Source organism: Arthrobacter globiformis (assembly GCF_030817195.1).
Lineage (GTDB): Bacteria > Actinomycetota > Actinomycetes > Actinomycetales > Micrococcaceae > Arthrobacter > Arthrobacter globiformis_D.
Genome location: NZ_JAUSYZ010000001.1, coordinates 5,032,507 through 5,044,213, shown reverse-complemented (window position 1 = coordinate 5,044,213; position 11,707 = coordinate 5,032,507). Strand labels below are relative to the sequence as shown.

At 68.4% G+C, this 11,707-nt stretch carries 13 protein-coding genes and 1 riboswitch; of the genes, 3 read left to right on the top strand and 10 right to left on the bottom strand.

Annotated features, from left to right (window positions below; translation table 11 throughout):
• Nucleotides 1-26: 26 nt before the first annotated feature.
• The 5 genes from QF036_RS23190 to QF036_RS23170 all read right to left on the bottom strand — a co-directional run bounded on the left by QF036_RS23190 (nucleotide 27) and on the right by QF036_RS23170 (nucleotide 2,764).
• On the bottom strand, nucleotides 27-677 hold the full coding sequence (locus tag QF036_RS23190) for an MBL fold metallo-hydrolase (protein WP_307105520.1): 651 nt from the start codon (nucleotides 675-677) through the stop codon (nucleotides 27-29).
• A gap of 25 nt (nucleotides 678-702) precedes the next feature.
• Nucleotides 703-1,074 (bottom strand): DMT family transporter, encoded by a 372-nt coding sequence (locus QF036_RS23185; protein WP_307105518.1) that lies wholly within the window; start codon nucleotides 1,072-1,074, stop codon nucleotides 703-705.
• The gene (locus tag QF036_RS23180) at nucleotides 1,074-1,397 is read right to left on the bottom strand and encodes a DMT family transporter (RefSeq protein WP_307105517.1); all 324 of its coding nucleotides are present in this window, start codon (nucleotides 1,395-1,397) and stop codon (nucleotides 1,074-1,076) included. Before QF036_RS23180 ends, QF036_RS23185 begins: the two co-directional genes overlap by 1 nt.
• Nucleotides 1,398-1,406: 9 nt before the next feature.
• A riboswitch (guanidine-III (ykkC-III) riboswitch) is annotated at nucleotides 1,407-1,472 on the bottom strand.
• Between the two features lie 88 nt (nucleotides 1,473-1,560).
• The gene (locus QF036_RS23175) at nucleotides 1,561-2,091 is read right to left on the bottom strand and encodes a ferritin (protein ID WP_307105515.1); all 531 of its coding nucleotides are present in this window, start codon (nucleotides 2,089-2,091) and stop codon (nucleotides 1,561-1,563) included.
• Between the two features lie 43 nt (nucleotides 2,092-2,134).
• Nucleotides 2,135-2,764 carry a HutD/Ves family protein gene (locus QF036_RS23170; RefSeq protein WP_307105513.1) on the bottom strand — a complete coding sequence of 210 codons (630 nt, stop codon included), beginning with the start codon at nucleotides 2,762-2,764 and terminating at the stop codon, nucleotides 2,135-2,137.
• 106 nt (nucleotides 2,765-2,870) lie between these two features.
• On the opposite strand from QF036_RS23170, the gene QF036_RS23165 reads away from it, so the two are divergent.
• Genes QF036_RS23165 through QF036_RS23155 form a run of 3 tightly spaced genes read left to right on the top strand, consistent with a single transcriptional unit; the run spans nucleotide 2,871 to nucleotide 5,180 of the window.
• Nucleotides 2,871-3,467, top strand: coding sequence for a phosphoribosylanthranilate isomerase (locus QF036_RS23165; protein WP_307105511.1), 597 nt, complete (start codon nucleotides 2,871-2,873; stop codon nucleotides 3,465-3,467).
• A 46-nt stretch (nucleotides 3,468-3,513) separates the two neighbouring features.
• Complete coding sequence (locus QF036_RS23160) at nucleotides 3,514-4,719, top strand: MFS transporter (RefSeq protein ID WP_307105510.1); 1,206 nt, start codon at nucleotides 3,514-3,516, stop codon at nucleotides 4,717-4,719.
• Between the two features lie 59 nt (nucleotides 4,720-4,778).
• Nucleotides 4,779-5,180 (top strand): YccF domain-containing protein, encoded by a 402-nt coding sequence (locus QF036_RS23155; RefSeq protein ID WP_307105508.1) that lies wholly within the window; start codon nucleotides 4,779-4,781, stop codon nucleotides 5,178-5,180.
• Here the strand turns inward: QF036_RS23155 and QF036_RS23150 are convergent.
• From QF036_RS23150 to QF036_RS23130, 5 genes are all read right to left on the bottom strand, one after another.
• Nucleotides 5,171-6,046 carry a DUF4031 domain-containing protein gene (locus QF036_RS23150; protein WP_307105506.1) on the bottom strand — a complete coding sequence of 292 codons (876 nt, stop codon included), beginning with the start codon at nucleotides 6,044-6,046 and terminating at the stop codon, nucleotides 5,171-5,173. The two genes, QF036_RS23155 and QF036_RS23150, sit on opposite strands and share 10 nt — an antisense overlap.
• 115 nt (nucleotides 6,047-6,161) lie before the next feature.
• Nucleotides 6,162-6,896, bottom strand: coding sequence for a hypothetical protein (locus QF036_RS23145; RefSeq protein WP_307105504.1), 735 nt, complete (start codon nucleotides 6,894-6,896; stop codon nucleotides 6,162-6,164).
• A gap of 266 nt (nucleotides 6,897-7,162) precedes the next feature.
• Complete coding sequence (locus tag QF036_RS23140) at nucleotides 7,163-7,576, bottom strand: hypothetical protein (RefSeq protein WP_307105503.1); 414 nt, start codon at nucleotides 7,574-7,576, stop codon at nucleotides 7,163-7,165.
• A complete protein-coding gene (locus QF036_RS23135) occupies nucleotides 7,566-9,590 on the bottom strand; it encodes a hypothetical protein (RefSeq protein ID WP_307105502.1) in 2,025 nt (674 codons plus the stop codon). The genes QF036_RS23140 and QF036_RS23135 overlap by 11 nt, the downstream gene beginning before the upstream one ends.
• Nucleotides 9,587-11,707 (bottom strand): glycosyltransferase, encoded by a 2,121-nt coding sequence (locus QF036_RS23130; protein ID WP_307105500.1) that lies wholly within the window; start codon nucleotides 11,705-11,707, stop codon nucleotides 9,587-9,589. The genes QF036_RS23135 and QF036_RS23130 overlap by 4 nt, the downstream gene beginning before the upstream one ends.

Genomic DNA, 11,707 nt, shown 5'->3' with positions numbered 1-11,707 from the left:
ACGAATCGCAGCGGGGCCGGTGGGGACTACCAGCCGCGGGCGCGCCACTCCTCAAGATGCGGGCGCTCTGCGCCGAGCGTCGTGGGCTTGCCGTGGCCCGGATGCACCACAGTGTCGTCCGGGTAGACGTCGAAGATCCGATCGGTGACGTCCTTCAGCAGCTGGTTGAACCGTTCAGGGTCCTTCTGGGTGTTGCCCACACCGCCGGGGAACAGCGAGTCACCGGAGAAGATGTGGGCAGGTCCCCCCGGGTCCCGGTAGACCAGCGCCACCGAACCGGGGGTGTGGCCGCGCAAGTGGACGGCCGTGACGTCGAAACCGTCGAAGTTCCCCACGTCGCCGTGATCCAGCAGCACGTCCACCGTCACGGGCAGCTCCGGGGCGTCGTCGGTGCCGGCAGCGGTCTTGGCTCCGGTGGCTTCGACGAGGCCCGGCAGGGCGCGCACGTGGTCCCAGTGCTGGTGCGTGGTGGCGATGAGTGCCAGCTTCGGCTCGCCGGACGTGTCCGCCGTGGCGTCCGCCAGCAGGCCCTGGATCGCCGGCAGGTCGTCCGCGGCGTCAATCAGCAGCTGCGCACCGGACTCTTTGGCCGTCAGCAGATACACGTTGTTGTCCATCTCGCTGACCGAGATCCGGCGGATGGTGATGTCCCGAAGTGAGTGAATGAGCGTGTCCATGAGCCCAGTCTAGGGATGAGACAGTCTAGGGAGCCGGATCAGCCCCGCGCCGACGGGCAGGGGCCGCCGGCAGCATCTTCAGCCCGGCCGCGCATCCCACAATCCCCGCGATGAACAGCACCTTGAGGAGGCTGAAGGGCTCGACGCCGGTGGCCATGGCCCAGCCGACCGTCAGTGCCGCGCCAATCCCCACCCAGACGGCGTAGGCGGTGCCGAGCGGGATGTGCTTCACCGCCATGCCCAGGCCCTGCATGCTGAGTGCGGCCGTCACCACGAAAACAACGGTAGGCAGTGGCCGGGTCAGGCCGTCGGACAGGCCCAGGGCCGTGGCCCAGACGGCTTCCAGGACGGCGGAGGCGAGCAGGATGATCCAGGCAGTGGCAGGCTTCGCGAGCATCAGGCCACCGCCTTCAGGCCAACCACGCATGCGGCGATACCGGCGAGCAGCAGGAGCCGCGCCGCCGTCGGCCGTTCAACTCTGGCCACGATCGCGTAGGCGGACGTCAGCACGACGCCCACGCCGACCCACACCGCGTAGGCGGTACCGGTGGGAATGGACTGCATCGCGATGCCGAGGCCTGCGGTGCTGGCCAGCACCGCGACGAGGAAGATGGCCCCGGCTGCGGCACGGCGCCGGCCCGAAGACTGGGACGCCCGGTGCAGCGCTGCCGCCCATACCGCCTCGAGGGCGCCGGAAAGAATGAGGATGAACCACGACATGACAGATCCTTTGGCCAGTCTTGTCGCGCACCGGGTACTGAACCGTCGTCCGGAGGTCCGGGAAAGGGACCTTGGCAATTACCATAGCAACGCCCGACGGCGGCGGCCACCGTTGGTGGCAAATCTCACCACCAGCGGGCGCCCGGGTTAAAGGGCAGCCAGGTCAGAGGGAGCCGCCGGCCGCTTCCGGTGCGCCGGAATCGCGGCCGCCGTTGCCGATGGTTTCCCGGGCAACGAAGTTCTCGATGTCGAAGCTGTTCTCCGCCCGCTCGGCGATGTTCAGGAGGGTGGTCATCGAGGCGACCTCCTCCACCTGCTCCTTGAGGAACCAGAGCATAAACTGTTCGCCGAGCGCGTCGTCCTCGGCCCTGGCCGCGCGGAACAGGCTTTCGATGCTGCGGGTGACTTCCTTCTCCTGCTTGAGCGCGAGTGCCAGCGGGTCCGTGACCGAGGCGAAGTCGTTTCGGACAGAGGGAACACCAGGAATGGGAACCGAAACGCCGCGGTCCACCATGTACTGGACCATCATCATGGCGTGGTTGCGTTCCTCCACCGACTGCCGGTAGAAGTACTTGGCCAACTGTGGCAGGTCCTGGTTGGCGAACCAGACCGCCACGGCAATGTACTGCTGTGAGGCCGCGAATTCGTTGCCGATCTGGAGCAGCAGGAGGTCACTGAATTTTGACTTGGTCATGGCACCGAGTCTAGGTTCCGGCACTCGCTGGGACCAGAGCTGCTTAGTCGGTCACCGGATCGATGGACACCACGGCCAGGAACCCGCGGCCCAGGATTTCCGGCGGGTGGCTGTCCGAACCCACCACGGCGTCGTAGCGGCCGAGTGAAACAGGTGCGTCCTGCCCGCCGCTGGCGGACTCAGCGTCCGCCCCGGCGCCTCCGGGGCTGCCTGCATTCCCCGGGCTGACCGCGGCCTGTCCCTGCAGCAGGATGCCCAGCTGGCCCTCAAACACCGGATGGGCGCGCTTCTTGGACAGCTCAACGATCGAGGTGTACGCCTTGAAGGCCCCGTCGCGGGTGATGACGTTGAGGTTGCGGACGTCCCCGGTGGGCAGGGCGGAGGAGGAAGCCGCGCCGCCGGGGAAGCGGAAGGGCCGGTACTTTTCGAGCGGGTGCTCGGTCCCGTCCACGGCCAGCAGCAGCAGTTCGCCCTCGACGACCGTCAGCACCCGTTCCATCCCCGGAAAAGCGGAGTACTCCCCGGCACCGGTGACGTCGGCGATGCTGACCCGCCAGTCCCATGCCCCGTCTGCAGATGAAGCCGGGCCGCGATGGCTGGCCAGTTCGCGGGTGACCCCGCCGCCGTTGCGCCAGGGCTGGGGTTTGAGGTCGGCGAAGCGGATGATCTGCATCAGCCCAGCCTATCCGGGCGTTGCCCGCGCCCTCCTTCCCCGCGTAAAGTCGGCGACGGATCGCTGCGGGTCGTGGGCGACGCGTACAACTACAAGGAGCCGGTAAATGTTCGTCAAAGTCTGCGGCCTGAGCACGCCCGAATCAGTCCGGGAAGCCGTGGAGGCCGGAGCGGACGCGGTCGGCTTTGTCCTGACAGCCAGCCCCCGGGTGGTGTCACCAGCGCAGGTCACGCAGCTCGTGAAGGCCGTGCCCGACGGTGTGGCCGCCGTCGGCGTTTTCCGTACCGAACCGGCCGTGGACGCCGTGGCCATCGCCCGCGCCGCCGGGCTGAGCTGGATCCAGCTCCACGGTGAGCGCACCCCGGACGACGTAAAAACAGCGCACGACGCCGGCATGAAAGTCATCCGCGCCGTCACCATGGGCGCCGCATCGGACGCGTTTGCCGACTGGGGCGAGGAACTGCTGCTCATCGACGCCGCGGTGCCCGGTTCCGGCGAGGCCTGGGACTACGGCTCCGTTCGCGCCAAGGGCCTGGAGGGACGGCAGTGGCTCCTGGCCGGCGGCCTTGATCCCGCCAACGTGTCCCAGGCCGCGCGCGACGCGGGGGCGTGGGGTGTGGATGTCTCCTCCGGCGTCGAACAAAGCAGGGGAGTGAAGGACCTGGCAAAGATCAGGGCGTTCGTGACGGCAGCCAAAGGCTGACCGCCAAGCTGCCCGTGACCCAACTGCACAGCCCCATGACCCCAACATGCACAGTCCCGTGACTCAGGCGATGCGCGCCCGGACACCCGCGGCGCCCCTCTACGCTGCCGGATTCGTGACCGCGTTCGGCGCGCACAGCATCGCCGCCGGCATGGGCGCCCAGAGCGGCAACATCGGCCTCACCCTGCTGAACCTGGGCATCCTGCTGGCTGTCTACGACATTTCCGAGGTGTTCCTCAAGCCCGTCTTTGGCGCGTTGAGCGACCGGATCGGCGCCAAACCGGTCATCGTCGGCGGGCTCATCGGCTTTGCCGTCCTGTCCCTGATCGGGCTGTGGGCGGCCGATCCGCTGCTGCTTGGCCTGGCCCGGCTGGGCCAGGGCGCCGCCGCCTCGGCGTTCTCCCCGGCGTCGTCGGCGATGGTGGCCCGGCTGTCGGCAGGGAAGAATGCCGGAACCTTCTTCGGCAGGTACGGATCCTGGAAGAGCCTCGGGTATGTGATCGGCCCTCTGCTCGGTGCCGCACTGATAGCCGCCGGTGGTTTTGCGCTGCTGTTCGGTGCTCTTTCAGTACTTGCCGCGGCCACCGCCGTCTGGGTCCTTTTGGCCGTGCCGCACCTGCCGCCGCTGCCGCGCCAGCGGTACACCGTCCTGGACCTGGCCCGGCAGGTTGCCGAGCGCCGGTTCCTGGTGCCCACCCTGGTGCTGGCAGCATCGATGGCGGCCATGGGGGCGGCCATCGGGTTCCTTCCGGCCCTGGCCGTGCAACACGGCCTGGACCCGGCGGCAGGCACCGCCGCCGTCAGCGTGCTGGCCGTCGCCTCCCTGCTGGTCCAGCCGCGGATCGGAGCGATGCGCGACATGCACCGCATCGGCGACGCCGGCGGGATGCGCACGGGCCTGCTGCTCACCGCCGCGGGGGTCGCCCTCGTGGCCGTCGCCCCGGGGCCGGCCACCATCTTTATCGCCGCGGCGGTCATTGGCGCCGGCGTCGGCGCGGCCACGCCGCTGGGCTTTGCGCATCTGGCGGACAGCACGCCGAAGGACAGGATGGGACGGACCATGGGGTCGGCCGAGCTGGGACGCGAACTCGGTGACGCCGGCGGCCCGCTCCTGGTGGGTGCCGTGGCCACCGCCGCTTCGCTCCCGCTGGGCCTTGGGCTCCTGGCGCTGCTGGTCGCGGCTGCCGGGGTCCCGCGCCTGAGCCAAGGGGCTGATGTTGCCAGAGCCGAAGGTCCGCCCGCTGAAGGTTAAGGGTTAAATCAGGGCAGATCCCGAGGCACTTCAGGCTCCCCGACCGGCAGAATGGACGGATGAAGACACTCCTGAACATCATCTGGCTGGTTTTCGGCGGTTTCTGGCTGGCGCTTGGTTACTTCGCCGCCGGCGTTATCTGCTGCCTGCTCATCGTGACCATCCCGTGGGGTATCGCCTCCTTCCGGATTGCGTCCTACACCCTGTGGCCCTTCGGGCGGATGGTGGTGGATAAGCCGGGCGGCAACGGTGTGTTTTCGCTGCTCGGCAACGTGATCTGGCTGCTGGTGGCCGGCATCTGGATCGCGATTGGGCACGTCGTCACGGCCGTCGCCATGGCGCTGACCATCATCGGCATCCCGCTGGCCATCGCCAACCTGAAGCTGATCCCGGTTTCGCTGATGCCGCTGGGCAAGCAGATCGTGCCCACGGACAGGCCGTTCATCACCGCCTACCGCTGACCCAGTTCGCCCTGCAGGTTCCGCCGGGCGGCGTCCAGCCACAGGCTTCGGGCCCGCTCCGTATGGAAGAGCGGGTCCAGGGCCAGCAGCTGGCGGACGACGGCGGCCCTTCCGGCCGCGAAATCGGCGTCGCCGATGTGCGCATAATCTTCCCGAACCGCAGCCACATACCGGGCGTACGGCTCCGGTTCTCCGCCCAGAACTGACAGGTCGGCGTCGCAGAGGAGTGCGCCGTCGTCGTCCCCTGCCTCCGGCCGGTGATCCGAGGTGAGCCGGACCAGCCGCGCCACTTCGTCCACGTCGGCCTGCGGGAGGCCGGCCTGGCCAAGCCTGAGCTCGGCGAGCCGGGCGGATTCCTCCTCGTCCTCGCCGGCGACTCCCCGGTAGACGGCGTCGTGGAACCAGGCCGCCAGCAGCACGGTGCGCGGCGGCCGGGCGGGTGCGGTGAGCAGGTCCAGGGCTTCGAGCACGGCGAGCAGGTGGGTGCAGCCGTGGTACCTGCGGTGGCTCTCGCTCCAGCGGTCCAGCAGGTCCAGGAACAGGGCGTCATGGCCTGGCATCACCATGTTCCAACGGTTGAGCAGCGGAGTCTTGAGGGACTTGGTTCGGCTGCGGGCCGGGATCCTGAGCCCGCTGGCGATGAGTTTACGGACCAGGACCCGGGCCTCCACCGGGATGGCACCGGCGGCCACCAGATCGTCATAGCGGCGCTGCGGAACGTCGTAGTGGTCGCCGTCGAATGCCCGCTCCGGGATGCCCGCGGCGGCGGCGAAGGCGTGCAGTTCCGCCAGGGAAGTGTCCGAAATCAGGTGCGAAAACAGTGTTTCGTGGGCAGGCCAGAGCGGCGGATCGAGGTAGACGGCCATGGGGGAGAGTCTAGTCCGCGCCCGCGCAGCACGCGCCCGCTCCGCAGAGCACAGAACGGCACGGCAGGCGTACTACCGGCCACCGCCTGCCGTGCCGTAAACGTGCCCGCTGCAGCTAGGACGTCTTCTTGACGATGACGTTGTCGATGTATTCGTCGCCCATCTGGCGGGAGTGCTCCGCTCCAAGCTGCACGTGCGTGAGGCTTGAGACGCCGAGGTTCACGGCGCTGCTGGAGAACTCCAGTGCTCCGTCAAACCACACCTTGACGGTGGAGGCGCTGCCGTTGGCCGTGACCTCCATCTGGGCCCGGTGCCAGGTGCTCAGCGGGATGGTGGAGGACTTCAGCTTGGTGTAGGAGAACGTGCCGTTGGGCGCCGTGATGCGCAGCCACAGCTGGCCGTTGCTGTTGTACCGGTAGATGTCCGCGATCCGCGTGCCGTTCGTGAAGAACCGCAGGTAGGGGACGTCGTTGCCCGTGAGTCCCGCCCTGGTGATATTGAACCAGCCGTCGGCGTTGGCCTTCTTAACGGCGGAGCCCAGGGAGAGGGACAGCTTGGCCAGCGAACCGGAGTCCGAGGTCACGTGCAGCTTCGCGGAACAGGTACCGGACACACGCTGCGACGTGCTGACGGTTGCCGTTCCGGTGCCCGCCGTGGTGGCGACGAACGGGGAGAAGGAAGCTGCCTCGAAGCTCGTGGCCGTTACCGTGGTGCCGGTCAGGGAGTTTGTTGGCAGCGTCTTGGAATTGGTGCAGGTCACCGCATTGGCAGGTGACGAGCCGAGGATCAGCCCGCCCGTCACCAGGACGCCGATGGTGCCCAGAGTACCTAGTTTTTTCAGCTTGCTCATTTGGTAGTCCTCACTATCATGTTCGGTTCGGGGGTGCACCGGCACCGCGTGCCGGTCCCGGTCCAGCAGCCGGGCAGGCCGGCCAGGAGCGAAACGCCGTCAAAGCAGTTGGATCAGCCTGGTCAGAAGCGAAACGCAGATTAGGGAAAGGAGAGCCGCTGCGGCGTACACCGCGGCTTTCGGCAGGGGGGCATCCGGCCGAACAATGCGCAAGGCATCACACGTGACCACCGCCACGACGGTGGCAAGACCAGCCAAAAAGATGATCATGATGCACCCGCCGCAGAGACCGGGAACCTCTTGGCTCCGAGGGCCAGCAGGAGGAGGGTGATGAGCGACAGCATCAGCACTGCCACCGGCGGGGACCACATCCGGGCAAAGACCATGGCCGTGGCCACGATCGTGGACAGGGCCAGGCTTGATGCCACGGCGATTGAGATGGCCAGCGGAAGGGTGCTCTGCACGGCCGAGCGGTGGGCGCCAGCACCGTCGGCACCGTCGGCGTCGGTGCCGGCGGAGCCGAGCCGAATGTAGAGCACCAGCGCCGTTCCCGGTCCGGCGAGCATCAGGAGGCCGATGACCACCATCCGCAGTCCCTCCGGACCGAAAAACGACAGCGGCACAGCGGCGACGGCGACGGCGGCCACCACCCAAGCGATGTGTTTACGATCAATTGCCATTGCCTGCTCCTTGAATGTGGAAGACCACGCCACCGGTGTTCTCAAACAGCTTCGACCAGCCCGGCGAACTGCCGCAGGTGGCGATGAAGCGGTCAATGTCCCCGGGGGGTGTTGTTTCGAGCAGGTCCGCGGCCCGCTTCTGGCTGGTGGTGACGATCAGGTAGGCACCTGACTGCTCGGCGATCCTGTTGGCCGGATCGCAGGACAGCGGTCCCGCGCCAGGCCTCGGCTCGGCCAGAAGCAGGGCGCGGTAGTCGTAGTCAGCGTACTTCTGGAACTTCCACGGAGTGTCGTGCACCACCTCAATGAGGACCGATCCCGCCGGCGCCGTCGCGTAGAGCTGGTTGACCAGTGAGATTTCGTCCGGCGTGAACTTTTCCATGCTGTCGTTGCCGTACCGGCTGACCACGGTGGTGGATGCAAGGACGGCTCCCATCACCAGCAGCGCAAACGCCCGGCGCCAGCCGGGACCGCCGGGACGGTCCGGCAGGAGCGTCAGTACGGCGAGGCAGGCGGCGAACGGCAGGCTGAACAGGTACAGGCGGAGCAGCAGTTCGCCGCCGTAAGGCTGGCCGGGAATGAGGGTGAGTGGAGCAAGTGCCCCGAGCGCCGCGGTGAGCCAGGCTGTGCGGCGCCGGTGCGCCATGAAGGCCCCGAGTGCGGCCAGTAGCCAAACCAGGGCCACTTCGGCCAGCCGGGTGTAAACCACCAGCACGTGGGGGTCGCTGCCGCCAACCCTCTGCGTCACGACCCCCAGGGTGTGGCCCTCGACGTCGCCGAACGATCCGAACAGCTGGGCCAGGTGGCCGTCAAAGAAGTCGCTCGCCACAAACACGAGCCACCCGGACGACAGCACCGCTGCAAGAATCGGCAGGGACGGCATCCGGAGCCGGCCGCTCAGGAGGAACACGGCGAGGATCGGGATGGCCGCGAAGGGTGTGAGCTGGTGCGAGGCCGTCATGGCCACGAGGAGGCCGGCGCTGATGACCAGCAGGATTGCGGTGTCCGCCGGCGGCGGGCTGGACATGCCCTGGTGTGGGACAGTCGGATCAAGCCGGGTCACATGATGGGCCAGGAACCGCGTGAAGCGGTTGCTGCCGGTCGGCCAGGCCCAGCCGCTGAAGGCGCTCAGGAGGCATGCGACCAGTGTGACCAGGAGCAGGAAGGCGTAGGCCTGCGGCGCGAGGTAGTCCTGCCCCACCCAGCTGGCCAGGTAGAAGAGCCACACGCCGGCCCATGCCTGCCGGGGGTGGGAGGTAAGCCGCCTGGCCAGGGCCAGGAGCGGCGCCAGCAGCAGCAGGTTCATTCCAAGGGGTGCCCACGTGGCGATCCCCATCAGGTCCCCGACGCCGGTGGCACCGGACAGCAGCCCCAGAAGAGAAAAGAATCCGGGCCAGTTGAAGTAGGCGTCGAGGCTCGTGTCCAGCTGCCCGGAGCTGGCAATGTAGTCGGCGACGCCAAGGTGCCGGTAACTGGCCGTCAGCCGGGGCAGGCCGTGGACGATGGGGTCGGCGGCGTGCAGGATCACCACGAGGACAAGCACCTGGGTGGCCAGCAGCACCGGGGTGTGTCGGCGCAGGTTAAGCGTTGCCACGAACCCGGTCAGGCTGAGGAAGATGGCTACGAAGAAGGCCGGCGGCACCGCCTCCACGAGCCCCGTCCCGCCAATCCGCGCCGTATCCACACTCAGCAGGCTCCAGATTCCGAGGGCCAGGGCAGCGGCTGCCAAAGCAGCCAGTGCCACCAGTTTCCACGGCGGCGTGGGGCCATGACGGACGACGGCGGGCGGTTCAGCCCCGCCGCGCCTGGCACCGCTGTGCTTGATTTCGGCGTGCCCGCCGTGCTTGGTGTCACCGTGTTTAGTGTCACCGTGCTTAGCGTCGTGGTGGCCGCTGCCGTGCTGCGTTTCGCCGCGCTTTGGCTCGGCGTGCCGGTGCGGGGCATGCGAGGGCGGCGCCGGCGTCGGAGGGGCCGGTGGCGCTGCCGGTGCGGTGGAGGTGGGTTCAGGTGTCATGGCTTCTCGAATTCGGTCGGCTGGTTAAGGACCGCTGATGCAACCTGGACCGGTCCAGCGGCGGGCATTGCGGTGGTCAGCATCCTGAGGCGCCAGACGGCCACCAGGGCTGCGGCGGCCTGAGCGGCGGACCAGAGGGCCGAGACGCCGGTGAGGCCGAACTGTTGGGCGGCGAAGGCGGCCGGGACCACGATGAGGACGGCTGCGGACACCGCCACCGACGTAGCTTCGGCGAGCCGGCCCCGGGCACGGCACAGGCCGAAGTAGACCTGGGTGACGCAGCCCAGCAGCAGGGCCGGCACCAGGACGGGAAGCAGGATGGCGGCGGCGGCATATTCCGGGCCAAGGAAGCGAAGAAGGAAGGGGCCGGCGGCCAGCAACATCACAGCGGCGGCCAGCGTGAAGCCGAGGCTGGCCTTGAGCGCCGACGAGACCAGCCCGGGACGTGACCTGTCGCCGGCCAGTGCGGTCTGCAGCGAGAACCCGGCGGACTGGGGCACAAAGAAGATCGCTGACGCCATCATCCACACCATGTACCAGGATGCCGTGGCGGCCGGGCCGAGGACGGCGGCCACGATCAACGGCAGGAGGTAGCCGGGGGCGCGGTCGGCGAGCATCAGCGCATGGTTCGGCAGGCCGGGCTTCAGCAGCCGCAGGGCCGGTCCGACGCGGAACCCGTGCTTCCAGTCGGGTGACACCTTGGCGCGCTGGAGCTGGCGGAGCCCGAGGACCACACTGGCCAGGGCTCCGGCGGCCACCGCCCCGACCACCACTGCCACTTCCCGGATTCCGCCGGCGAGGGCAAGGGCCAGCACAGCCAGCTGCACCACGCTCTGGGCAAGGCTCCTAACCAGGGTGCGGTCGGAGCGTTCCTGTGCCACGCCCACATGGTCCAGCTGGTACGCGGCCGCGGCAAACACGGCCGTAGCGGCGAACAACCCGGTCAGGACGGGATCGTTCCAGGCCAGGCCCACACCGGACCCCAGCGCGTAGGTCACCCCTGCCACGGCACCGGACAAAATCACGGTGGAAACCCCGACGGTGAGGAGGCTGCTGGCAACCAGCCGGCGGCCGCCGTCGGACTGTTCGGGGAGCAGGGTCAGAGTGGCCGGCCCCACTCCCAACATCCCCAGCTGCACGGTCAGGAGCGCTGCGGCCACCACGGCGGAACCCATGCCGAGCTGCGCTGGCGGCAGCATGATCGCCGCCAGCGCCCAGAATAGGAAACCGGTGGCCATCGGGGCCACCCGGGCGGCGGTCAGCCAGGCCGCGTTCCCGCCCACGGACAGTCCGGCGCCGGACGGCCGCATAAGCTCGCCGAACATCGACCTGTAGTTGTATACGAGGAAGCAGGCCCAGTACGCCAGGAACCGGGGCGCATGCAGCAGCGACAAGCCGACGCCGCGGATGGTCGCCAGCAGCGGCAGCAGCACCAGCCATCCGGCGCGGCCGGGGTGCTTGCGGACGGTGCGGGCCAGCCCGGCGCCGTCCTGGAGCCACTGGTCCCGGGCGGCGTCGAACGAGTCCATGAACCGGTGCCGCACCGCGGTGGTGCTGGAAACGCCAAGCCGGTAGCCGGCCTCTTCGAGCCTGATCCTGAGCTCGATGTCCTCACCCGAGCGGAAGGTGTCATCGAACGCCACGGACAGCAGGACATTTCGGCACATGAGGGTGGCGCACACGCCGAACCAGGAACGGACCCGGCTGTTGATGTGGTGCCAGGCCAGGGCCGCGCCCCAGTACCCGGGGCCGTCCGCTTCGCTGACCAGGCCGAACTGCAGACCGTCGTAGCCGCAGGCCTTAAATTCATCCAGGAGCCCGCCCAGGGCGCCCGGCGGCAGGACGACGTCGGCATCGATCAGGGCAACGAGGTCGGAGCGGGCGTTCTTGACGCCGAGCATCCGCGCTGCCGGCAGCCCGCGGCCTTCGTCCGAGATGACGCGGGCGCCCATGGACCGTGCGATCTCGACCGTGTTGTCCGTGGAGCAGCCGTCCACCACGATGATCTCCCGCGGTTTTTCGGCTCGGATGGATTCCAGGCATTCGCCCAGCCAACGGGCTGCATTCCGCGCAGGAACCACCACGGACACCTCGAGGTCGCTCACGTGGGCCCTCAC

Coding starts and splice junctions, on each gene's coding strand:
- QF036_RS23190 (WP_307105520.1), bottom strand. CDS start 677: ATGGACACGCTCATTCACTCACTTCGGGACATCACCATCCGCCGGATC.
- QF036_RS23185 (WP_307105518.1), bottom strand. CDS start 1,074: ATGCTCGCGAAGCCTGCCACTGCCTGGATCATCCTGCTCGCCTCCGCC.
- QF036_RS23180 (WP_307105517.1), bottom strand. CDS start 1,397: ATGTCGTGGTTCATCCTCATTCTTTCCGGCGCCCTCGAGGCGGTATGG.
- QF036_RS23175 (WP_307105515.1), bottom strand. CDS start 2,091: ATGACCAAGTCAAAATTCAGTGACCTCCTGCTGCTCCAGATCGGCAAC.
- QF036_RS23170 (WP_307105513.1), bottom strand. CDS start 2,764: ATGCAGATCATCCGCTTCGCCGACCTCAAACCCCAGCCCTGGCGCAAC.
- QF036_RS23165 (WP_307105511.1), top strand. CDS start 2,871: ATGTTCGTCAAAGTCTGCGGCCTGAGCACGCCCGAATCAGTCCGGGAA.
- QF036_RS23160 (WP_307105510.1), top strand. CDS start 3,514: ATGCACAGTCCCGTGACTCAGGCGATGCGCGCCCGGACACCCGCGGCG.
- QF036_RS23155 (WP_307105508.1), top strand. CDS start 4,779: ATGAAGACACTCCTGAACATCATCTGGCTGGTTTTCGGCGGTTTCTGG.
- QF036_RS23150 (WP_307105506.1), bottom strand. CDS start 6,046: ATGGCCGTCTACCTCGATCCGCCGCTCTGGCCTGCCCACGAAACACTG.
- QF036_RS23145 (WP_307105504.1), bottom strand. CDS start 6,896: ATGAGCAAGCTGAAAAAACTAGGTACTCTGGGCACCATCGGCGTCCTG.
- QF036_RS23140 (WP_307105503.1), bottom strand. CDS start 7,576: ATGGCAATTGATCGTAAACACATCGCTTGGGTGGTGGCCGCCGTCGCC.
- QF036_RS23135 (WP_307105502.1), bottom strand. CDS start 9,590: ATGACACCTGAACCCACCTCCACCGCACCGGCAGCGCCACCGGCCCCT.